This window comes from endosymbiont of Riftia pachyptila (vent Ph05) (genome assembly GCF_000224455.1).
In the GTDB taxonomy this organism is placed as follows: Bacteria; Pseudomonadota; Gammaproteobacteria; order Chromatiales; family Chromatiaceae; genus Endoriftia; species Endoriftia persephonae.
This window is the reverse complement of sequence record NZ_AFOC01000062.1, coordinates 1-22,523: the sequence shown is the minus strand read 5'-3', so window position 1 is coordinate 22,523 and position 22,523 is coordinate 1. Positions and strand designations below refer to the sequence as shown.

Here is a 22,523-nt window from a genome sequence, read left to right as displayed (position 1 = left end):
AAGAAAAAGAAAAAAAAAGACTGACCTTAAAAAGAAGTTTTGCTGTAAGAGCCAAAGCGGACATGCTTGTTATGTTTTTGGTAAGGCTAGCTGTTCAGGTTGTATGAGCTTCTGTAGTGGAGATACAGTGATAGACACTAACCCAAAACAAAAAATCTAATTGAGTGGAATAATCTTAGAGGATTAATGTTTCAGCTATGGTCTAGCTAGGCATAACAATGTGGTACAGCCGATCCACCTTTGCGGTGATTTTTTGTGCTATTCAAGCACAAAAAATCACCACTCTGGTAGCCGGCTGAACTATGTTGCTAGGTGAACTGTAAGAGCAGGGGAGAATATTAATGTTAAACGTAAAACTAGACGAAATCGAAAGTATTGCAATTTTCGAACCTGATGGTGAATTGTCTGAAGCAGACTTCAAGTATGCCGCCAGCATAATTGATCCATATCTAGAAAAATCAGGAAAATTAAATGGCATCATTATCCATGTAAGGTCATTCCCCGGTTGGGACTCATTTTCAGCATTGATAACGCATATGAGATTTATAAAGGAGCATCATAAAAAGATATCTCATGTGGCCTTTGTAACGGACTCGCCAATAGGTGTACTTGCCGAGCATATTTCTAGTCACTTTGTCAGTGCGGAAATCAAGAGTTTTACCTTCGGTGAATTAGAAAAATCAGTGAAATGGATATCAGGTGATAATGATGAGTAAATCACCATACAAGCGCATCAGCCGCAAGCGTAGGTCGCGCCCCCCTGCGGGAGCGCGGATTGAAACTCCGCTTTTGTGCCAGGGGCGGAGTCAAACTGCGCAAAAAATGGCGGAAAAGCGATGGGGCTGGGCGACCCCTTCAAAACAAACCTCGGGTAAGAAAGCCATTGACCACCAGCATCAGCAGTATCAGGCCGATGCCGAGCAGGGTGAAGCCGAACAGGTGGGAGACCCGGTTCCAGGTTTTGGAGGGCGGCGCCACCAGGTGTTTCTCTAGTTCGCCTGATGCCTTTAGCCGTTCGTACTCTTCGGGGCGCTCTTCCTTCAACTCTTCCAGATCCCAGGAGCCGGTGAACATCACCGTGTCGAGCGGGAATTTGGCGGGGCGGAAGTGGTTGTTAAAGAAGTGCACCACGAACAGGGTCATCACCGCCAGGAACGCCTCCAGACCGTGGGCCAGGGTGGCGACGTTAAAGATCCAGCCCGGTAGTACCTGGCCGATTGATTCGGCGAACCAGAGCAGGATGCCGGAGACACCGATCACCAAGGCGCCCCAGTAGACCGCCCAGTAGTCGAACTTCTCCCAGTAGGTCCAGCGGTCGAAACGAGGCTGCTTGCCCTTGCCAAAATACCAGCGGAACTGCCCCTTCATATCCTCCCAGTCCCTCCAGCGGGGCAGCAATGAGTCGGGGCCGAACCAGTCAAACTCCTTGTCCTTGAGCAGCCGCATCAAGACCACCGCGGCATGGCCAAAGATGGTCAGCAGGAAGATCACCCCGGCCCAGTGGTGCAGATCGTTGAGCAGCTCGGGGCCGCCGAAGAGTGGCACTACCATCATCGCCCAGCTGGTGTTGGGGTACATCACTACCATGCCGCTGAAGACCAGCGACATTAGCGACAGGGCGAGCATCCAGTGGTTGACCCGCCAGTACCAGCTGAAGCGGCGGAAGTGGACGCCACTGTTCGGCTTTTTGTGCTTCACCCGTACCGGATAACTGAAGGAGCCATCCCGGCGATAGATCACCGGGCGTTCTTTCTTCTCACGCCAGAACCAGAGCACCGAGTGCAGGTAGAAGAAGAGGATGACGATGATGATCAGTGCCCCCATGCCTTTGCCGATGAGCCACATGGCTGGGTATTTCTCGAAGTTGCGGGTGGTGGCGTGGGGGTCGTACTTGGCGAACTGTTCATTGGCCTTTTCGTGGCACTTCTGACAGGTCTTCACGCGATTAGCGGGGTTGACCGGTGATCTTGTCTCGCTGACGTGGGTGATCGTATGGCCCTCATGGCAGTCGACGCACTTAGGCGCATCCTGATTGCCGTGCCAGGCCAGCTGACCGTGAGGGCTGGTCATGTAGCCGTCCAGCTCCGCCGCGTGGCATTCGCCGCAGTTTTCGGTTACCACCCGGTGGGCCGGGGTCTTTTCCATGTCCGATACCTGGTGGGAGGAGTGGCAGTCAGCGCAGGTGGCGGAGTCGCCTTTCCAGGGGGTCTTCAGCGCTGCCCCATGCATCGATTGACGGTACTCTTTCAACTGCTTTTCATGACAGGCGCCGCACATCTCTGGCGAGTTGAGTCGATAGGTGCTGGCGCGACTGTCGTCGGAGGGAAAGACGTAGTGCGCGGTATGGCAGGTGGCGCAGGTGGCATTGTTGGCAATGCTTGTGTCGGCGTGGGCCGAGAGGGTGTATTCGCGGGTATGGGTAACCACGCGGGGTGGTTCGGGAGCGAGCCAGGCAGCCCGCTTGCTGGGAACCCAGTCGCCTTTGATGGTCTGGTGGCAGCTGACACAATCCACCGTCTGCAGGCCATCCTTGCGATGTGGCAGCTTTTCCACATCCGCGTGGCAATCGGTACAGGCGAGATGACCATGCACACTCTCGCCCAGTGCGTCGGGGTCCACATGCAGCAGGCGCTTGCCCGCCGCACCATGGTCGTCCTGGGGTACGCTGTAGCCTTTCTGCGCATGGCACTCTTGGCACTCGGTGTCAGGGAACGGCTTTGCATGCAGGGCAAAACTGCACAGGAACAGCAGCAGCGGGATAAGGCTGGAACTACGCATGGAAGATCTCGATCAAGAAGTGATGATGGGGCTTGTTGCAGGGCCGCTAGCGACCCTCCAATAAACCCTCTCGTCCGCCTCCCGATGGGTGTGCAGACGAGAAGGAAGTGCTTAATGACGCTTACTTCTTCGTGCTCTTGTTGAGCATGAAGCCGTGGTTGTCATCATCGCTAGGACGCCAGAACTTGGGCGGCTGCTTGCCGAGATACCAGCGGTGCAGCTCCGACTCCAGGGTGACATTGAGCAGCTTTTCCACCTCATCGGCCCCCTTGGTATTGCCTTCGGTGCGAGCCTCGCGGATGCGATCCTTGATCTGGGGAACCATCTCGATGTAGAAGCGGTGGGCCATCTCGAACATGCCTTCCCAGTGGGCATAGTCGGGGGCGAACATGGCGGCGCCGTGACGGGCGCGGCGGCCCTCGTGGTGCCACAGGTAGAACCAGGTCCACTCCACCTCTTCGTTGAACTTGGTCTTGTCGAGCAGGCCATGCTTCAGCATTGCAGTCACCAGTGCCTTGCCGGGCTTGGCGAATTTCTCATTGTAGAGTTCGACAAAACTGTCCAGCTGCTCGAAGTGGTTCTCCACGGTGCTGCTGCCGTGGCAGTTGAGGCAGACGTTCTTCATATCCTTGCGGCGCTGCAGCCAGGGTTTGACCTGCTTGCCCTCTTTGATCGCCTTGGCGTCGATCTTGGTGGAGATGGGGGCGCGCAGGTTCCAGGAGATACGCTCTCCGATGTCGTGGCTGATCGGCAGGTCCGGGGTGGCGGACATGTGGCAGGTGGCGCAGGTGGGGGCGGCGGTGTAGTCCTCGCCGACCACCCACTTGGCGGAATCCATGTTCATCTCATCCTCGTGGGCGCGGAAGGCGACGCCGTGGGCCGACTCCTCATAGATCTCCTTCTGCGGATGGTCGGGACCAAGGTGGCAGCGACCGCAGTTGTCGGGGTGGCGGGCCTGCTCGGAATCGAAATTATGGCGCAGGTGGCAGGCGGAGCAGGAGCCCTTGGAGCCGTCCGGATTGATCCGGCCGATGCCGGTGTTGGGCCAACTGGCGGCGTTGAGGCTGCCGTCGGGATTCACTCGCACGATGGAGCCGTGACAGCCGGCACAGCCGATGGTGGTGACCGGTGAACTGCCATTCAGCAGCGGACCGCCCTCGACCACCTCTGCCAGGCGGTTGTCCAGGGAGCCAAGGATATTGCCGGCGGAGGCGTGGTGACTCTTGCTGAACTCCTCCACCTCCTGTTCGTGGCACTGGCCGCAGTCCTTCGGTGAGACGATCACCGAGATCACAAAATCCTTGTGCATGATGGCATCCTTGTCGCCCTTATCGGCCTTGTGGCACTCATAGCAGCCCACATTGGCGCCGTAGTGCTTGGAGTGACCCCACTGGTCGTAGATGCCAGCGGTCTTCTCCTTGTGGCAGGAGGCGCAGGTGGCGCTCTCTTTGCTGAGGTGCTTGAAGCCTTTGGAAATTTTCAGCGGGGCCTCTTCCCTGGGGGCCGTGCCGGTCGCCTTCTGTTGATGTGGTTGAGACTGACGGGCCTGCGCCTGCGCCTGCNGGGTAGTAGGGCTGTTGCCAGCCATATTGGGGCTGACCGCCATAGGGTCCGTTCACAGCAAATAGTGTAGGTGCCCAGACAAATAGCAACAGGGGTGTAACTGCCACTATCTGTCTGAGCGCCCGGATCGGGTTTCTGTTCATTGTTTTGATGCCTCCACAGGGCGAAAAAAGATCCTGAAAAAAACTGGATGGGGTTAGCTCCGCAGAGCATATAGCAAAAAATATGCCATTCACTTGATGTCGAGTGACTGCATAACAACCGGCTGGTTTTAAAGGTTTTTTTCGGGGTATTCGATTCACTTAGGAAACGCATCAGCCACAGGATGCCTGATCATGGTGCCGTCTGGTGGCGCATGCCCCATAGCAGGGCAGCATTCGCTGGAGAACAAATGCCGCTCTTTCTGCTGCCCGCGACATTGGGCATCAGGGTGGCCAGCAGCTAATGAAATCAACTGGTGAGGAGGGAAAGCATCGCCTCTGCATGAGCCGGATAGCCCGATTATTGGAATAGCAGGCAACGACCGAGCTAGCCGATTCTCCCTTGAGCTGTCATCCGCAAAAGGAGGCAAAAAGTGGACTAACAGACAGGGGTGCGGCGTGATGCTGTCGAGCGCCTTAGTGCAATGATCGCATTGCCAGATATGACTTATGATCTATACTTGCCGATTTTTTAAGTAGGAATGAAATGATTATTTCGGCGGACTCCAGAAATCAAGCCGAGCTGAAGCAGCGACACACGGTTTTTGTGCATCAACTGGAGCTCTTCTACGATGCGGTGAAGCTTACGCTGACGGCCCACGTGGTGAATGGCACCATGTTGCTGTTGTTTCTCCAGGGTGCCGTGGCGCAGGATCTGCTGCTGGGCTGGTATGCCGGGCTGCTTATGCTGCTGCTCTACCGGGGCTATACGCTTTACGGCTACCGACATGAGACCGACAGGGTGCTGCATGCACGGCGCTGGTATTGGCACGCCATGATCGGCGTGGCGTTGGCAAGTCTTGTCTGGGGGGCAGCGGGTTATTTGCTGTTTACGCCGGGGGATCTCTATCATCAGGCCCTGCTTGCCTTTGTTATTGCCGGCATGACCGCGGGTGGGATCACTGTGCTCGCCTCGTTCAGCGAGGCAGCGTTGCTTTTCATTTCGATCGTCCTGATCCCGTTTGTGTTTCGTCTGTTCCAGGCCGGCACAGAGGATTCGATGCAGATGGGGGCGCTAGTTGCCCTTTTTCTTCTGTTGCTGATGATCTCAGCCAGGCGCATCCATCAGACGGTTGTCGAGGGGCTGAATCTGCACTATCAGCGTCAGCAGGCGGAGGAGACGATCATCCGCCAGGCTTTTTATGATGAGCTGACGGAACTGCCGAATCGCCGCATGCTGCAGGATCGTCTGTACCAGGATGTGGCGCGGGCGATACGGCATGGGGTCAATGGTGCTGTGCTGTTTCTTGATCTGGATAATTTCAAGCATATCAATGATTCACTCGGTCACTCGGTCGGGGATGAACTGCTGATCAAGGTCGCATCCCGCTTGCGACACCATCTCAGGGAGGAGGATACCGCTGCGCGTCTTGGTGGGGATGAGTTTGTGGTGTTGCTGACAGATCTGGAGGGGGATGAGGCGCGTATCTCAAGTCGGGTGATGCAGGTGGCTGATCAGGTGCGGATGGCACTTGCCAACCCCTTCGAGATTGCTGGACATGAATTGCATGTCTCAACCAGCATCGGTGTTGCGATCTATCCGGCGGATGCAAAAAACGTGGATGATCTGCTCAAGCATGCGGATACGGCGATGTATCGTGCCAAGGAACGTGGCCGTAATCTGGTGCAGTTCTTTCTGCCGAGTATGCAGGTGGCGGTGAATGAGCGGCTTGCGTTGGAGCATGACCTGCGCAAGGCAATTAGTAGCAGTGGCCTGTTGCTTTACTATCAGCCTCAGGTGCATCGGGATGGGCGGGTCTTCGGTGCGGAGGCGCTGCTGCGCTGGCAGCGGGAGGATGGCAGTATGGTCTCACCGGCGGAGTTTATTCCGGTAGCGGAGGAGACTGGGCTGATCTATTTGATCGGTGGCTGGGTGCTGGAGGAGGCCTGTCGAAATCTGGCTGAGCTGAGCAGCATGGAAGCGGGGTGTGATCTGGTGAGTATTGCGATCAATGTCAGCCCGAAACAGTTTCGCCAGAGAGACTTTGCCGGTCATGTGGTGGCGACGTTGAAACGGTTTGGAGTCGATCCTGGGCGGCTTGAGCTGGAAGTCACAGAGAGTGTGTTGGTGACCGACTATCAGGATACGGCCGAGAAGATGCGCCAGTTGCGGGAATTGGGAGTGCGCTTTTCGATTGACGACTTTGGCACCGGCTACTCATCTATGGCCTATCTGAAGAATCTGCCGCTGGATGCGATCAAGATCGATCAGTCGTTTGTGCGGGATCTCACCACCGATCCCAGCGATGCCTCGATCGTCGAGACCATCATTGTGATGTCGCGCCATTTGGGACTGAAGGTAATTGCAGAGGGGGTGGAGACAGAGCAGACCCTTGAGGTTCTCAAGGCGTATGGCTGTGACAACTATCAGGGTTATTNGTTTGGACGTCCCATGCCATTCGAAGCATTCAAGCAGCGGCTGACGGAGGAGTCGAATACCTCTGTTGATAGAGGGGGCGGCTAGCGTCCTGTGAGGTGTGTTTCCAGTTAGCTCCGGATGAGCCTGGGTGATTCCAAGTTACAGAAGACCTTTGTTGCGCAGAATGGCATCCAGTTCGCCCTCCACCGGCTCCACTCTGGTGCGCCTTTTTCTTGGTTCCGCGATGATTGCCTGTTTCTGCTCGTTGGTTGGCAGTGGTCCATAGATCATCGGGTCCAGGGTTGAATCTTCGATGAATTCCTGTGAATGCTCTTCCATTGGATACCCCTCGTAAACTTGGAATGTATCTAGATTCTGCTTCCTTGTTCGCTTTGCAACTGCGACGCAGTTCTCCTTCTCTGCCTCTTTACTGAGTCGATTCCATGCACCTGGCTCTAATTCAAGCACCTCTCATATGCCGGATTCCGCACTATTTCAGATCGAAAGCAGTTTGGATTTTTTTCCGGTTTTACTCCTGTGTCGCCAGCTGATGCCGAGAATGGTCAGCAGGACTGCAAAAAAGGCGACCGGCGCAGGTTCGGGAGGACGCGGAGCATAGACGAAGAGGGCTGAATGGGACGTTGCCCCCTCCTGAGTGATGATCACCATCTCTCGCCCCTCTCCAACTATTGCAATCTGTGGCCTAGTGTCGGGATCGTCAGGCATGCGATTATCCGACTGCTGCTGCGAGTATGTTGCTGTTGCCGCCGCTGGGTCGCTCTTCTCCCTGTGCAACGACGACAGACTCGGCTGCTGTGCTCGTGCGATGCCTTGCGGTGTGTTGTTGTCGGCGATCACCTGCCAGGAACTACTCAGTAGCACCAAGATCAGGCCCGTTTTGATTATCTGTTTCATGATTGTCAGAGTTTTTGTTGTATCGATCAGGATGCAGATTTCTAATTCTTTCCAGCTCTGCCCTCTACTCAAATCATTGAGCAAGAAGCGTGCACAAAATCGGAAACCGGTAGAGCACAGGTGATGCGGTGAGGTTAGAGATTTAGTTGAGGGATGGGTTGTAAATTTGATCGACACAAAAACCGAATCGGCTTCGTCTGGCGCAGTCAGTTTGGGGTGGGCTCTATATTTTTATTCCCGTCCTGTCTCCTGGAATTAAGGGCTTACTGAAATAATAGGAATTATTATTTTGATTGATGGGGTGCTCTCATGCTGTAAAGCTAGCCGACAGCATTTATTTCTGGCGGTCAGGCGTGTTGCGGGTCGCCTTGGGGATAAGCGCCCCATCGTTTTCTGCCCGATTGGCGAAGTGGTCAGATAGAGGATCTAGGGCTGGTGCCATGAGTCACACCAATCAGATTTGGATCATGCATGTAGACATGGATGCCTTCTTTGCCGCCGTCGAGCAGCGGGATAATCCCGACTATCGCAATCGTCCGGTAGTGGTCGGTGCGCGTCCCGGCGGGCGCGGCGTGGTGGCGACCTGTTCCTATGAGGCACGGCGTTTTGGCGTCCATTCCGCGATGCCGATCTCCGAGGCTTGGCGGCGCTGCCCAGGGGCTGTCTATCTGCGGCCCGATATGCGCCGTTATGCGGCAGTCTCGCGCCAGATCATGCAGATGCTGGGTGAGATATCACCGCTTGTTGAGCCGGTCTCCATCGATGAGGCCTATCTGGATGTCTCCGGTCAGGAGCGCCTGATCGGCCCGCCCCAGGAGATTGCTCGCCAGGCCAAGGCGAGGATTCTGGAGGCTGTCTCGCTCAGCTGTTCGGTCGGTGTCGGCCCAAACCGGCTGATCGCCAAACTCGCATCCGAGTCCGGTAAGCCCGATGGTTTGACCGTGGTGGGGCCGGGTCAGGTGGAGGCCTTCCTCGATCCACTGCCGGTCTCGGAGTTGCGCGGGGTCGGTAGGCGCACCGGGCGTATCCTTGACAGGCTGGGCATTGCCAAGGTGCGCCAGCTGCGCGGCTATCCGTTACAGATGTTGATCCAGCATTTGGGTGAAAAGGCAGGTAGAAGCCTTTATGCCCAAGCTCGAGGGATGGCGTCGCACCGGGTCGGAGTCCGGTCTGCCAGAAAGTCGATTTCGAAGGAGACAACCTTTGCTGAGGATGTGCGTCAGCAGTCGCTGCTGCGATCACGACTCCAGCGGCTATCGGCAGAGGTAGGGCGGTTGGCTCGCTATAAGGGGTTGTCGGGGCAGGTAGTAACTCTGAAGCTGCGCCTAGCAGGTTTTGAAACCCACACTCGGCAGCGGCGTCTGGTGAGTCCGGTGGACACCGATGACCTGATCTTTGCTACCGCCTGGCAGCTCTATCAGGAGAGTCAACTGGTAGGCAGGCCGGTGCGCCTGATCGGTGTCGGCCTGAGTGACTTCGAGCATGGTCCGCAGAGCGAGGATCTGTTCGAGGCGACGCCGGAGCGTCAGATGGTCCGCCAGCGGACGTAAGCAGGTTTTTAAGACCCTGGACGAGGTGGCGGCAAAATTTGATAGCACGTTGCTCACCCGCGGATTTTATGGGAAAGGGAAATGAGCCTGCAGATCGACAGCCATGCCTCGATCGACCAGATCCCGGTGGATGCCTGGAATACGCTGGTAGAGGACAACAACCCCTTTCTGCGGCATGAGTTTCTGGCGGCGCTGGAGCACCATGGCTGTGTCGGCCCCGAGTTTGGTTGGCAACCCGCGCATCTGGCGCTTTGGGATGGGGGATGCCTGATCGGCGCTGCTCCGCTCTATCTGAAGCAGAACTCCTATGGTGAGTTTGTCTTTGATCACGCTTGGGCCGATGCCTACCAGCGCAGTGGCCGGCGCTATTTTCCGAAACTTCTGGGCGCCATCCCCTATACACCGACTGGCGGTCAGCGCCTGCTGATCTCCGCTGAGTGCGATGCGGATATGGTGCGCAGGAGACTGGCAGATAAGCTCGTGGAGCTGGCAGAGCGGGGCGGCAGATCATCCGTCCATTTGCTGTTTCTGCAGGATGCGGACCGGAAGGCGCTCGATGGACTGGGTGGATGGAGCGCCTGGGGGTGCAGTTCCACTGGCACAATCGTGGCTATGCTGAGTTTGAAGATTTTCTTGCCAGCCTCACCTCAAAACGACGCAAGAACATCCGTCGCGAGCGGCGGCTGGTGCAACAGGCTGGCCTGGAGCTTGAGTTGCTACACGGCGATCAGGTCTCTGAGTCGGCCTGGCAGCGCTTTGCCGGTTTCTACGCCAAGACCTTCGAAGACCGCTACAGTCTGCCCACCCTCAATGCCGGCTTTTTTGCAGAGGTGGGGCGCAGCCTGGGACGGCAGGTGGTGCTGGTGCAAGCCTATGAGATGGGGGAATGCATCGCTGCGGCCCTGATGTTTCGCAGTGATTCAACCCTCTACGGTCGGCACTGGGGCAGCATTCGGGATTACGACAGCCTGCACTTTGAGGCCTGTTACTACCAGGGCATCGACTATTGCATTCAAGAGGGGCTGCAGCGATTCGAGCCTGGAGCGCAGGGTGAACATAAGATCTGGCGCGGCTTTCTGCCGACCCTTACCTACTCGAGGCACTGGATCGTCGATCCGGTGTTCCGCGCGGCCATCGAGGATTTCCTGCAGCGTGAGCGGATCACGGTGCTGGATTACAAGCGCAGTCTGGACAGAGCTCTCCCTACCGGTAATAACGCTTCCTTTCAGGGAACGATTTCAGCCTAAGCAGGGTCGATAGAATATTGATCGGCTCTTAATAGGCCAGATGAAATTGATCTGGATCAAATAAAAGTTGACTATTTCCCTTGGTTACTGCTATCGTCTTTACCAAGCAAATTACTCAGGAATTATCCTTTGTGGATTAGAGGTGAGTGAAATGAGGTTGTCTACTAAAGGCCGTTATGCGGTAACTGCGATGCTGGATCTGGCCCTGCACGGCTCGAATGGTCCGGTAACATTGGCGGAGATCTCTGAGAATCAGGGTATCTCTCTCTCCTATCTTGAACAGCTGTTTGCCGCGTTGCGTGCTAAACAGTTGGTCCGCGGTGTACGTGGTCCGGGGGGCGGCTACTATCTCGGCCGGGAGGCAGACGAGATCTCGATCGCCAACATCATCTGTGCGGTGGATGAGTGGGTCGAATTTACCCGCTGCGGTGGCCGGCAAAACTGCAGCAGTGGCAGCCGTTGCCTGACCCATACCCTGTGGGATGAGTTGAGTAGCGAGATTTTTGATTTTCTGACCAAGATCAGTCTTGGTGATCTGATTCGGCGTGGCACCGAGAAGGATCAGAAGGGCGAAGGCGGACGGAAATTCAGCCTGGTGGATGGGACTGACTCCCAAGCCGCCTGAGACCAGTCGGCATCTTTCTGAAGGTTGGTGAGGCGGGACTCTGCATGGAGTCCTGCCTCGCTTTTTCAGCATACGGAATGGGGATTGGGGATTCCGGCCAAAATCCGCTATCATCCGCCAGCCTATTCAGATAGCCGCCGCTCATGGAATCTCTTCGTACGATCGCTGACTTTATCCGCTGGGGTGCCAGTTGTTTCAACCAGGCCGGATTGTTTTTCGGCCATGGCACCGACAATGCGATCGATGAGTCGGCCGCCCTAGTTCTACATGCCCTGCATCTGCCGGGGGAGTTGTCGGAAATCTGGTTGCAGACACAGCTGACCGCCGAAGAGCGGCAGCGTGTCACTGCGTTGCTGCAGCGGCGCATCGAGGAGCGAATCCCGGCCGCCTATCTGACGGGAGAGGCCTGGTTCGCCGGGCTGCGTTTCCATGTGGACCCGAATGTGCTGGTGCCCCGTTCCCCGGTTGCTGAGTTGATTGAGCAGAGGTTTGCGCCTTGGATCGGAGAGGGGCAGCTGGAGCGACTGCTCGATCTCTGCTGCGGCAGTGGCTGCATCGGCATTGCCAGTGCCGTTTATCTGCCGGATGCCCAAGTCGACCTGGCCGACATCTCAGAAGCGGCGCTGGCCGTCGCCGAGAGAAACCTGCATGAATATGAGCTGGAAGGGCGAGTTCGGACTATTCGCTCCGATCTGTTTAGCGGCCTCAAGGGGCAGCGCTACGACGTGATCGTCAGCAATCCACCCTATGTCAGCAGCGAGGAGATGGTTGGGCTGCCGCCGGAGTACCGGCATGAGCCACNTCTTGGCCTGGAGACAGGGGAGGAGGGGCTGGAGATTGTGGCTAAAATATTGCGTGAGGCCTCCAGTCACCTGCAGCCATGGGGTATCATCATAGTCGAGGTGGGCAGCAGCGCAGAGACGCTGATGGCGCGTTTTGTCGATGTTCCGTTTACATGGATCGATTTTGAGCGAGGCGGTGATGGGGTTTTTATCTTTACCGCCGAAGAGCTGGCGCAATATCAAAGCTGCTTCACCTAGGCGTGCAGCCGGATAACAGAACCCGGCATGCGCCGGTCATCCATTATTTTTAAGAGTTGGGGGCTTCAATGGCACTGCAACGTGCGCGCAGCGCAGAAGAGTTCGTCGAGTGGATCAAGCAGGCGATGTTCGAGGTGGAAGACCTGCGTGCCTGCTACGAGTACCAGATGGAGGAGTTGGGTCGCTATCCCGCCTTTCTTGATCCGCTTGAAGAGGGAGTGAAGGGACTCTACCAGCTGATGGTCGACGGAGAGTACCGCTTTGGACGGGAGGATCTTCCATTCATCGAGATTGCCAATAAACATGCGGATGATATCCCCTTCAATACCCTGCTTAGGCAGATCAACGAAACTCACAGAAAAGGTATCGACGTGGATGCCCCCTGAGGGGTGCCATGCATACTGAGACTATGCCGATGGATCAATCAATCATCTTCGACCTGGATTTGATCGCCAAATACGACCAGGCTGGACCGCGTTATACCTCCTACCCCACCGCTGTGCAGTTTCATGAGGGGTTCGGTGAGGCGCAGTACCGGGCGCTTGCACAGGCATCCAACGCCAGTGGCCAGCCGCTCTCACTCTATTTCCACATTCCGTTTTGCGACACTGTCTGTTTCTACTGCGCCTGCAACAAGGTGGCGACCAAAGACCGCAGCCTGCCAGCCCAGTATCTGCAGCGTGTCTATCGCGAACTGGAGATGCAGGGACAGCTGTTCGATCGCTCCCGACCAGTCGAGCAGCTCCATTGGGGCGGTGGCACGCCGACCTTCATCAGCCACGCTGAAATGCGTGAGCTGATGGACGAAACCCGGCGCAATTTCACCCTGCTGGATGATGACAGCGGCGAATATTCCATCGAGATCGATCCCAGGGAGGCGCAGGGCGATACCATCAAGCTGCTGCGTGAACTGGGCTTCAACCGGATGAGCCTCGGTGTGCAGGATTTTGACCCCAAGGTGCAGAAGGCGGTCAACCGGATTCAGTCCAAGCAGGTGACCCTGGACGTGCTACAGGCGGCCCGGGATGAGGGCTTTCGCTCGGTCAGTATTGACCTGATTTACGGTCTGCCTTTCCAGAGTCCGGAGAGTTTTGAGAAGACCCTGGATGAGATCCTGGAGGTCGATCCTGATCGACTCTCGGTCTTCAACTATGCGCATCTGCCGGAACGCTTCAAGCCGCAGCGCCGCATCAACGAGGTGGATCTGCCGCTGCCGCAGGCGAAACTCGACATCATGCAGATGAGCATCGAGAAGCTGACCGCGGCCGGTTATGTCTATGTCGGCATGGATCACTTTGCCAAGCCCGATGATGAACTGGTGATCGCTCAGCAGGATGGCACTCTCTACCGCAATTTTCAGGGCTACTCAACCCATGCGGATTGTGACTTGGTGGCGATTGGTGCGACCTCGATCGGCATGGTGGGGCCAAGCTATGCGCAGAACATGCGCACGCTGGATGAGTACTACGATCGCATTGATCAAGGGCGTCTGGCGGTATTTCGAGGCGTGGAGCTGAGCACGGATGATCAGTTGCGGCGCGATGTGATCACCCGCCTGATCTGCCACTTTACGCTCGATTTTGCGTCAGTGGAGTCCCGCTGGAGGATCCGTTTCAGCGACTACTTTGCGGCCGAAATGACGAATCTGCAGGGCATGGCGAACGATGGATTGCTAGAGATCGCGGCAGATGGTATCCATGTGTTGCCAAAGGGACGGTTGCTGATCCGCAATATATGCATGCGGTTTGATGCCTACCTAAGCTCGAAAGAGTCGATGGGCAGCTTTTCCAAGGTTATCTGATCCCGCTGAAATGACCGGAGGGATTGTGCGTTCCAGGGAGGGAGCAGAGTTGGAGTTGTACGGGAACAAACTTGCCGAGAGAATAAAATATCACCCAGTAAACGGCCCCTGTTCACATTTTTTGTCTATTCTTGTTTGCAGACTTACGCATCTGCGTGGGATCATTGGCGCGCTGCTAATGCGCTAGATTCCTGTTGCGGTCCGTAAGTATCTCAACTCAAGCAGCACATCGGTAAACGGAACTAATAACCATTAAAAAGAGGCCGTATGTTCGACGAGAAATCTCGTGAAATCAGTCGGTTGTTGTTTCTTCTGGACATCCTGCTGACGCTGTTCATTTTTGTTGTTTCGGTCCGGCTTTATCCCCTCATCACTGCAGGCGACACAGTAGACGATATGCGTCACTTTGCCCTGCTGCCGCTTATCTGGGTGCCTCTTCTCTATTCCCTCTCGGTCTTTGGAGCCTATCGCGGTCTGCGGGTGATCTCCATCCCTTCCTATGCATGGAAGGTCATAAAGGCGATGGCAATTAGCCTGGCAGTGCTGTTAGGCATGCTGTTCCTGCTGAAGATGACGTTCGTCAGTCGTCAGGTGATCCTGACCTTTGCCGTGATGAATCTGGTGATGCTGGTGGCGGTTCGGGCCGGGTTGATCTGGTGGTATTTCCGCCATTCGGTGCAGCGGGGAGAAAACTGTCTCAAGGTGCTGATCATCGGCATCGGAGGCCGTGCCCAGCGCTTGACCGAGATGCTCGACCGCCATACGGAGTGGGGTATCGACATCATCGGTTATCTCGACACCGATCCCGACCACGTTGGTAAGGAGATCATGGGCAGCAAGGTGCTTGGCACTGTGGCTCAGGTCGGTGATGTGTTGAACGGCCAGGTGATCGATGAGGTGATCCTGGCGGTGCCGCGCAGCCGCCTCAGCCATATGGAAGAGATCGTCAACGCCTGTGAGGAACAGGGTGTGCGCTTCCGCTTCATGGCCGATGTCTTCGACCTTGAAGTGGCACGCACGCGTCTGGTCGAGCTCGATGGCATCCCACTGCTCACCTTCGATCCGGTGGCGCAGAATGAGGGCATGCTGCTGGCGAAGCGTTTCATGGACCTGCTGCTGGTGCTGGCGGCGATGCCGGTTGTGGCGCCGGTGATGGGCTTGGTGGCCCTCGCCATCAAGCTTGATGATGGCGGTCCGGTGTTTTTCAAGCAGGAGCGGGTAGGGCTGCGCAAGCGCCTGTTTCCTATGTATAAATTCCGTTCGATGGTGGTGGATGCCGAGGCTAAACTGAAAGAGATTGAACACCTGAACGAGGCTGAGGGCCCGATCTTTAAGATCGAGAAAGATCCCCGCATCACCCGGGTCGGGCATTTTATCCGCAAGACGAGTCTCGATGAGCTTCCGCAACTGCTGAATGTACTGCGCGGACATATGAGTCTGGTGGGGCCGCGTCCAATGTCACAGCGCGATGTGGGACTCTTCGAGCGGGGTATTCAACGCAAGCGTTTCAGTGTCAAGCCGGGCCTGACCTGTCTCTGGGCGATCAAGGGCCGCAGCAGGCTGACCTTTGAACAGTGGCTGGTGCTCGACCTGCAGTATATCGATGAGTGGTCCTTGTGGCTCGATCTGAAGATTCTGTTGTTGACTGTGCCCGTGGTCCTGAAGGGTAGTGGTTCAATGTAATGGGCGACCGTTCGGACGCTCCCAATTAATTCTTAACAACCTATATAAACTCTAATGAATGCAGAAGCTACGGTTGATCTTTTTGGAATTCCGGTGGCTACGGTCAATATGTCGCAAGCGCTCGATCGGGTGCATCAGGCGATAGAGACACATCAGCCGCTTCAGATCGGTGTGGTGAACGCGGCCAAAGTGGTCAATATGGGAAAAAATCCCGAGCTGAAAGAAGCGGTGCTTTCGTCCGATGTGATCTTCGCCGATGGTGCGGCGATTGTGCTGGCAGCCAAGGTGCTCGGTCATCCCCTGCCTGAGCGGGTGACCGGTATCGATCTGATGTTTGGCATGTTTGAGCGTGGCAAGGATCTTGGCTACCGGGTCTATTGCCTCGGTGCCACGGAAGAGGTTTCGAAGCAGGTGGAAGAGAACATCGCCCGCGACTACCCGGGATTGATCCTGGCAGGCCGCCATCACGGCTACTACGGCGAGGACGAAGAGCAGGCCATCGCTGAGGATGTTCGTGACTCCAAGGCCGATATCCTGTTGGTGGCCATGACTTCGCCTAAGAAGGAGAAGTTTCTAGCTAAGTGGATGGACTTCATGAATGTGTCTGTCTGCCATGGTGTGGGCGGGTCGTTCGATGTCTATTCCGGCAAGGTGGAGCGGGCGCCGGAGATGTGGCAAAAGTATGGACTTGAGTGGCTCTATCGCGTCAAACAGGAGCCTGGCCGGCTTTGGAAGCGCTACCTCTTCACTAATATCGAGTTTCTGTGGCTGCTGCTTAAAGAGCGGTTGTTTCCCAAAAAGCGGTAGGTGTGAGTGCAGCAGATAATTTCTGCTTGAGGATGGAATCAAAGATCTTGCAAGCGACCAAAGAGGCGTGCAGGGAAGAGAGGCGGTGGATTGCAAAACGGGCCTCTAAGAAACCGATTTAATGTGAGGAGAGAGATACGTGAATTCTGGATCGAACGGTGGGGCTGCCACCGGCAAGCGCAATCTGATCTACATCATGTCACCGAGCTATGCGGGCTCGACCCTGTTGACATTCCTGTTGGCTACCCACCCAAAGATCGCAACCATCGGAGAGCTGAAGGCGACCTCGATGGGCGATCTGGATGTCTACAATTGCTCCTGCGGTAAGCTGATTAAGGCGTGTGGTTTCTGGGGAGACGTGCAGAGAGGCATGGCTGAGCGTGGGCGTTCTTTCTCTCTGGAGCAGTTTGGCACCAGTTTCGAATCCGATTCTGGGCTCTGCAACAAACTGATGCGCGCGGCAGTGCGTGGCGGTCTGTTTGAAACCGCCAGGGACATCGGATTTGGCTTGATGGGTGGTTGTCGTAAGGAGCGGGATGAGATCCTGATGCAGAATCGTGAGATCATCGATCTGGTCATCGATCTTCAGGAGGGAGACACCTTTCTTGATGGTTCGAAAGACCCGGTCCGTCTGAAACTGATGCATCAGAGTGGGCTGTGGAATATCAAGGTGATCAATTTGGTGCGCGACGGCCGGGGAGCCACTAACTCGATCATGAAACACTACGGTGTTGACATGGAAGAGGCAGTCAACTCCTGGGTTTTTACCTCAAAGGAGATGCAGCAGACCGCGGCCCTGTTCAGGGAAGATGAGATCTTCAACATGAAGTATGAAGATCTTTGCCGTGATCCCGACAGGCTGTTGAGCGAGATCTATCGTTTTGTCGGTGTCGATCCGATGCTTGGCAGTGAGGATTTTCGTGGTACCAAGCAGCACATTTTGGGTAACGCCATGCGTCTGAATTCCACTGGCGAGATCCGGCTCGATGAGAAATGGAAGGAAAAACTGACCGAGGCAGAGCTGGAGATCTTCGGGCGTATTGGCGGTGAGATGAACCGCTTCCTGGGATACCAGTAACCCCTTCTGTTTTCCCGGTATGGAACAGCATTCTCTGCTCCATGCCGGGGCCATCAGCGATTCTTCAGTGCCTTGATCGCCTTTGCATGGCCTTGGGCGGCCGCCCGCTGGATCCACTGCATCGCCTGCTGGTCGTCTTTTTCCACCCCAAATCCGTGATGATAGAGATAGCCAAGGGTATATTGGGCGCGGGCGTCACCGGCCACGGCGACCGGGAAGAGCAGATGGAAGGCGCGTTCATACTCCTTCTTTTTATACGCTTCTTCGACCTTCTCCATCACCCAGTCGGGGTTGTTGAGTTGCTCCTCCTGTTGCGTTGTACTGCTGCATCCAGCGAGCAGCAGCAGACTCAGTGGGATTGCAGTGAACAGGCTTGTTGCGTGTGTTGCGCTTTTCATCTTGATTTAAGTGTTAGCCGACAAGTTGGTTGAGGTCAAAGATGGGCAGCAGAATGCCCATGACGATTACAGTTACGATGGCGCCCATTACTAGGATCAGGATCGGCTCGAACAGGCCGAGAAGCGTCGAAATGAGCGACTCGATCTCCTTCTCCTGAATATTCGCTGAGCGCTCGAGCATGCCTTCCAGATTGCCGCTCGATTCGCCACTGGCCAGCAGGCTCAGGGTCAGCGGAGGGAAATAGCCGGTCTTCTCCAGCGCCGTGTGCAGGCTACTGCCCTCACGAACACGTAGCGAGGCCTCTTCGACTGCAGCGCGCATCGGCAGGTTGGTGACTACCTGGGAGGCGATTCGCAGTGCATCCAGAATCGGTACGCTGCTCGCTGCCATGATGCTCAGGGTGCGGGAGAAACGTGCCGCATTGGCGCTGCGTGTCAGCCTGCCGAGCAGGGGGATGTGCAGGATGATCTTGTGCCAGGCGAGACGCGCGGCGGGGCGTTTCAGGGTTATGTTGACCGCCAGTCCAAGCAGTAACAGCAGCACCAGAATGGTGAGTCCATGGTCGCGGAAGATGTCACTGGTGGCGATCAGGAGCTTGGTGATCAGCGGCAGTTCCTGGGCCATATTGTCGAACATGCGGGTGACTTGAGGCACGATGTAGGTGAGCAGACCGGCGACGATCAACACTGCGACGATGGTGAGCAGGGCTGGGTAGAAGAGCGCTAGAACGGTCTTTTGATGCATCTGCTGGCGCATCTCTGTGTAGTCGGCCAGACGCTCTAGCACCAGGTCGAGATGCCCCGACTCCTCACCGGAGGCGACGGTGCGAATATAGAGTTCCGGAAAGATGCGCGGGAATTCACTGAGGCCGTCGGCGAGGCTTCTGCCTTCTAGTACCTTGGCCCGGACCGCGAGCAGAATGTGCGAGATATGGCGTTTCTCCGACTGTTTGGAGACCGTCTTCAATACCTGTTCAACCGGCAGGGCCGCTCTCAGCAGTGTCGCCATCTGCCGCGTCAACAGTGCCAGCTCCATCGGGCTGATGCCCCGCTGCAGGGTAAAACGACGGCTCTGGGTGGCACTGGCACTGGCGCTGGCGGTGCTGACAGAGAGCGGGGTGAGGCCGCTCTCGCGTAGTTGCTGGCGGATCTGGCGTGGGCTATCGCCCTCCAGCATTCCCCGTTTCTCTTTTCCGGATCCATCGAGGGCTATGAATTCAAAGGCATCCAAGATCAGCTCTCCTGGGTGACGCGGATGATCTCGTCGATAGTGGTATCACCTTCGAGTACCCTCCGCATGCCGTCCTGACGGATGCTGGAGCAGGATTTTCGTACGTGCTCGAGCATCTCCTGTTCGCCTTCCCCCTTGTGGATCAGGTGGCGCAGGGTCTCGTCAACCAAGATTAACTCGTAGATGCCGGTGCGCCCCAGATAGCCCTGATTGCGGCAGTGCTCGCAGCCTTCGGCAGTATAGATGGTCGCCTCCTGATCGTCGCTCAGACCGAGCAACTTCCGCTCCTGCTGCGTCGGGGTGCCAGGTTTCTTGCAGTGCTGGCAGAGGGTGCGGACCAGCCGCTGTGAAAGTACTGCCAGTAGGCTGGAGGAGAGCAGAAAGGGCTCCACGCCCATGTCACGTAGCCGGGCGATGCTGCCGATGGCAGTGTTGGTGTGCAGGCTCGACATCACCATGTGACCGGTGAGACTCGCCTGCACTGCAATCTGCGCGGTCTCCAGATCGCGGATCTCACCCACCATCACCACATCGGGGTCCTGGCGCAGAATGGCGCGCAGCCCGCGGGCGAAGGTCAGGTCGACCTTGGTATTGACCTGGGTCTGACCGATGCCATCGAGATTGTACTCGATCGGGTCTTCCACGGTGACGATGTTGCGGGTCTGGGTGTTGAGCCGAGTCAGGGCCGCATACAGGGTGGTGGTTTTACCGGAACCGGTCGGTCCGGTGACCAGGAAGATGCCATGGGGGCGCTTGATTACATCCGGGTCGATCTGCTGCAGCATGGCGGATTGCATGCCTAGCTGGCTGAGATCGAGTTTGCCTGCCTGTTTGTCGAGCAGACGCAACACCACTCGTTCGCCATAGCTGGAGGGCAGGGTGGAGACGCGCACGTCCACCGGACGGTTGCCGACCTTGAGGGAGATGCGGCCATCCTGAGGCACGCGCTTCTCGGCGATATCGAGTTGTGCCATGACCTTGATGCGGGAGATCAGATAGGGGGCGACATTGCGCGGAGGATGCAGCACTTCGCGCAGTAGCCCGTCAACGCGGAAACGCACCACCAGGCGGTGCTCGTAGGGTTCGATATGGATATCCGACGCCTCCTCCTTGATCGCCTCGGTGAATAGCGCGTTGATCAGGCGGATGATCGGCGCGTCATCCTCGCTGTCGAGCAGGTCCTCTGGCTGGTTGAGGGCACGGGCGGCATCGTCCAGATCCAGGTCGTCGCCCATGGTCTCCATGATCTTGGTGGACTGGCCGGAGCCCGATTCGTAGAGCATCGAGAGTTTCTTGTCGAACTCCTCCTCACTGATCTCCTGCATGACAAACGGCTGTCCAAGATAACGGCGCAGCTCGTTGAATATGCTAACCGGGACCCCCGCCTTATGGAGTACCCGGGTCTGCTGCACCAGTGCGTCGACAGTCACCAAAACTCCCTGGCGACGGGCGAAGATGTAGGGGATTTCGTCTGGTCGTTGGGGCGGGGTGGGAATCAGCCGACTGGGTGCGTCGACTGATTCGCTTGCCTCTTCCAGGGGGTGGGTCTCACTCATTATTGCTGAGTCGCCAGTTATTGGGCACTGTCGCTATCCTGATCCCCAAACGGGTAGGGCAGCGCGTTGAAACGGTCAGGCAATACAGGTGCTTCCTGATCCGGCATCAGATTGACCCCCCGTTGACGCAGATCCATCTGCTGGGCGCGGAAATAGTTGTATTTGTCGCTGGTGACCGATGCGTGGGTCGCTGCGTCGCGTACGATTATCGGGCGCAGAAAGACCATCAGGTTGCGTTTCACCTTGATGGTGTTTCTGGCACGGAATAACACACCGACCCCGGGGATATCGCCGAGCAGCGGCACCCGCTCATCGACCTGCTGCAACTGCTCGTCGATCAGGCCGCCGAGCACGATGGTATGGCTGTCTTCCACCATCACCACGGTCTTGATGGTGCGCTTGTTGGTGACGATATCGGTGGTGCCGGCGCTGGTGGTGGGGTCGATGCTCGACACCTCCTGTTCGATGCTCAGCTGAATCGCGTTGCCCTCGTTGATCTGTGGTGTGACTCGTAAGGTGAGGCCCACATCCTGACGCTGGATGGTCTGGAACGGGTTGACCGAGGTGCTGGAGGCGCCGGTGGAGGCATATTGGCCGGTGAGGAAAGGTACGTTCTTGGCGACCACAATCTCGGCCTCCTGGTTGTCCAGGGTCAGGATGCTCGGGGTGGAGAGGATGTTGGATGAGCTGTCACTCTCCAGTGCCCGGATCAGCATGGCGAAATCGACGCCAGAACGGGTGAACTTCCCCAGCCCAATCAAGGTGCCTGAAGGAATGGATGGAAGCACTCCTGCGGCGGCTGCACCTGCGATATCACTGATCTTCGGCGTGCCAAGGTTAATGATGCCCACCGGCGCTGTGTTGCCGGAGGGTGAACCGTCGACGATCCACTGCACGCCCAGATCCTTGGTCTTGTCGAAGGAGACCTCGGCGATGATCGCTTCCACCAGCACCTGGGCGCGGCGGATATCGAGCTTTTTGATGATGCCCTGCAGGCTTCTGAAGATGTCGGGTGGCGCGGAGATGATTAGCGCGTTGGATGACTCGTCGGCCTGGATATTGACCGATGTCTTCTTCGCCTTGGGAGTGCCAGCCTTGCGGTTCTGGTCGATCGAATCGCTAACGCCGGTCAACACGCTCACCATGTCTTTGGCGTTGGCATAACGCAGATAGATGACCTGGGCGTTGCCCTCATTCTCGAACGGGGTGTCGAGGTGTTCGATGACCACCCTGGCGCGCAGCCGGGCAGTGCGCCCACCAGTCAACAGGAGGCTGTTGGTGCGTTCGTCGGCGACCATCTTGATCGGGGTGGCCCCGCCCTTTGCCTGATTGCCCTGCAGGCTGGTGAGAATGCGTACCACCTCGGCGGCCGATGCGTGTTGCAGGGTAATCACCTCCACCGAATTGTCACTTACCTTGTCGATCTGCGAGATGATCTTCAGCAGACGGTCAACGTTCTGGCGGCGGTCGGAGATGATCAACACGTTGGTGGTCGGGTAAGCGGCAAGGTGCCCCTGTTGCGGGATCAACGGGCGCAGGATCGGCACCAGCTGCGCGGCTGCGACATTCTTCACCTGGATGATGCGGGTGACCATCTGGTCACCGGGGAGAACCTCAAGACTCTCGGTCGGGATGCCAACCTGTTTGGCCTTGACGTCGGGTACGATCTTGACGACGCCGCCAGCAGGAACA

The 22,523-nt window shown here is 56.8% G+C and carries 18 protein-coding genes and 1 pseudogene; 11 read left to right on the top strand and 8 right to left on the bottom strand.

From position 1 onward, the window contains the following. The first annotated feature begins 341 nt into the window (after nt 1–341). A complete protein-coding gene (locus RIFP1SYM_RS10620; protein ID WP_039960307.1) occupies nt 342–716 on the top strand; it encodes a SpoIIAA family protein in 375 nt (124 codons plus the stop codon). A 139-nt stretch (nt 717–855) separates the two neighbouring features. On the opposite strand, the gene RIFP1SYM_RS10615 is transcribed toward RIFP1SYM_RS10620, so the two are convergent. After that, nucleotides 856–2,778 (bottom strand): cytochrome b/b6 domain-containing protein, encoded by a 1,923-nt coding sequence (locus RIFP1SYM_RS10615; RefSeq protein ID WP_005964090.1) that lies wholly within the window; start codon nt 2,776–2,778, stop codon nt 856–858. Between the two features lie 121 nt (nt 2,779–2,899). Then, nucleotides 2,900–4,087, bottom strand: coding sequence for a multiheme c-type cytochrome (locus tag RIFP1SYM_RS10610; protein WP_476756437.1), 1,188 nt, complete (start codon nt 4,085–4,087; stop codon nt 2,900–2,902). A gap of 941 nt (nt 4,088–5,028) precedes the next feature. On the opposite strand from RIFP1SYM_RS10610, the gene RIFP1SYM_RS10605 reads away from it, so the two are divergent. Further along, nucleotides 5,029–7,005 carry a putative bifunctional diguanylate cyclase/phosphodiesterase gene (locus RIFP1SYM_RS10605; protein ID WP_005964086.1) on the top strand — a complete coding sequence of 659 codons (1,977 nt, stop codon included), beginning with the start codon at nt 5,029–5,031 and terminating at the stop codon, nt 7,003–7,005. A gap of 54 nt (nt 7,006–7,059) precedes the next feature. On the opposite strand, the gene RIFP1SYM_RS17500 is transcribed toward RIFP1SYM_RS10605, so the two are convergent. Both RIFP1SYM_RS17500 and RIFP1SYM_RS10595 read right to left on the bottom strand, forming a co-directional pair. Beyond that, nucleotides 7,060–7,368 carry a hypothetical protein gene (locus RIFP1SYM_RS17500; RefSeq protein ID WP_005964084.1) on the bottom strand — a complete coding sequence of 103 codons (309 nt, stop codon included), beginning with the start codon at nt 7,366–7,368 and terminating at the stop codon, nt 7,060–7,062. A gap of 27 nt (nt 7,369–7,395) precedes the next feature. Then, nucleotides 7,396–7,992 carry a hypothetical protein gene (locus RIFP1SYM_RS10595; protein WP_005964082.1) on the bottom strand — a complete coding sequence of 199 codons (597 nt, stop codon included), beginning with the start codon at nt 7,990–7,992 and terminating at the stop codon, nt 7,396–7,398. 263 nt (nt 7,993–8,255) lie between these two features. On the opposite strand from RIFP1SYM_RS10595, the gene dinB reads away from it, so the two are divergent. The 9 genes and pseudogenes from dinB to RIFP1SYM_RS10550 all read left to right on the top strand — a co-directional run bounded on the left by dinB (nt 8,256) and on the right by RIFP1SYM_RS10550 (nt 17,646). After that, entirely contained in the window at nt 8,256–9,365 is a 1,110-nt protein-coding gene (dinB, locus tag RIFP1SYM_RS10590) for a DNA polymerase IV (RefSeq protein WP_240992084.1), read from the top strand. 81 nt (nt 9,366–9,446) lie between these two features. Next, a pseudogene (locus tag RIFP1SYM_RS19020) lies at nt 9,447–10,612 on the top strand (GNAT family N-acetyltransferase). Between the two features lie 151 nt (nt 10,613–10,763). Then, nucleotides 10,764–11,237: an Rrf2 family transcriptional regulator gene (locus RIFP1SYM_RS10580; RefSeq protein WP_039960304.1), complete on the top strand. Its 474-nt coding sequence runs from the start codon at nt 10,764–10,766 to the stop codon at nt 11,235–11,237. A 143-nt stretch (nt 11,238–11,380) separates the two neighbouring features. Further along, nucleotides 11,381–12,277: a 50S ribosomal protein L3 N(5)-glutamine methyltransferase gene (gene prmB, locus RIFP1SYM_RS10575; protein ID WP_005964069.1), complete on the top strand. Its 897-nt coding sequence runs from the start codon at nt 11,381–11,383 to the stop codon at nt 12,275–12,277. Between the two features lie 68 nt (nt 12,278–12,345). Then, nucleotides 12,346–12,663, top strand: coding sequence for a hypothetical protein (locus tag RIFP1SYM_RS10570; protein ID WP_006475252.1), 318 nt, complete (start codon nt 12,346–12,348; stop codon nt 12,661–12,663). A gap of 8 nt (nt 12,664–12,671) precedes the next feature. Then, a complete protein-coding gene (gene hemN / locus RIFP1SYM_RS10565) occupies nt 12,672–14,078 on the top strand; it encodes an oxygen-independent coproporphyrinogen III oxidase (RefSeq protein WP_005964063.1) in 1,407 nt (468 codons plus the stop codon). Nucleotides 14,079–14,345: 267 nt separating this feature from the next. Beyond that, the gene (locus tag RIFP1SYM_RS10560; RefSeq protein ID WP_005964060.1) at nt 14,346–15,761 is read left to right on the top strand and encodes a sugar transferase; all 1,416 of its coding nucleotides are present in this window, start codon (nt 14,346–14,348) and stop codon (nt 15,759–15,761) included. Between the two features lie 93 nt (nt 15,762–15,854). Then, a complete protein-coding gene (locus tag RIFP1SYM_RS10555; RefSeq protein ID WP_006475250.1) occupies nt 15,855–16,568 on the top strand; it encodes a WecB/TagA/CpsF family glycosyltransferase in 714 nt (237 codons plus the stop codon). A gap of 139 nt (nt 16,569–16,707) precedes the next feature. Continuing rightward, the gene (locus RIFP1SYM_RS10550) at nt 16,708–17,646 is read left to right on the top strand and encodes a sulfotransferase (protein WP_005964054.1); all 939 of its coding nucleotides are present in this window, start codon (nt 16,708–16,710) and stop codon (nt 17,644–17,646) included. A 53-nt stretch (nt 17,647–17,699) separates the two neighbouring features. Here the strand turns inward: RIFP1SYM_RS10550 and RIFP1SYM_RS10545 are convergent, their stop codons facing one another. The 4 genes from RIFP1SYM_RS10545 to gspD all read right to left on the bottom strand — a co-directional run. After that, nucleotides 17,700–18,044: a tetratricopeptide repeat protein gene (locus RIFP1SYM_RS10545; protein WP_005964050.1), complete on the bottom strand. Its 345-nt coding sequence runs from the start codon at nt 18,042–18,044 to the stop codon at nt 17,700–17,702. Between the two features lie 13 nt (nt 18,045–18,057). Further along, nucleotides 18,058–19,275: a type II secretion system inner membrane protein GspF gene (gspF, locus tag RIFP1SYM_RS10540; protein WP_005964049.1), complete on the bottom strand. Its 1,218-nt coding sequence runs from the start codon at nt 19,273–19,275 to the stop codon at nt 18,058–18,060. Nucleotides 19,276–19,277: 2 nt separating this feature from the next. Then, nucleotides 19,278–20,831, bottom strand: a complete 1,554-nt coding sequence (gspE, locus tag RIFP1SYM_RS10535; protein WP_005964045.1) for a type II secretion system ATPase GspE — start codon at nt 20,829–20,831, stop codon at nt 19,278–19,280. 17 nt (nt 20,832–20,848) lie between these two features. After that, nucleotides 20,849–22,523: type II secretion system secretin GspD (gene gspD / locus RIFP1SYM_RS10530; RefSeq protein ID WP_039960302.1), on the bottom strand; the 1,675-nt coding region annotated here is incomplete at its 5' end.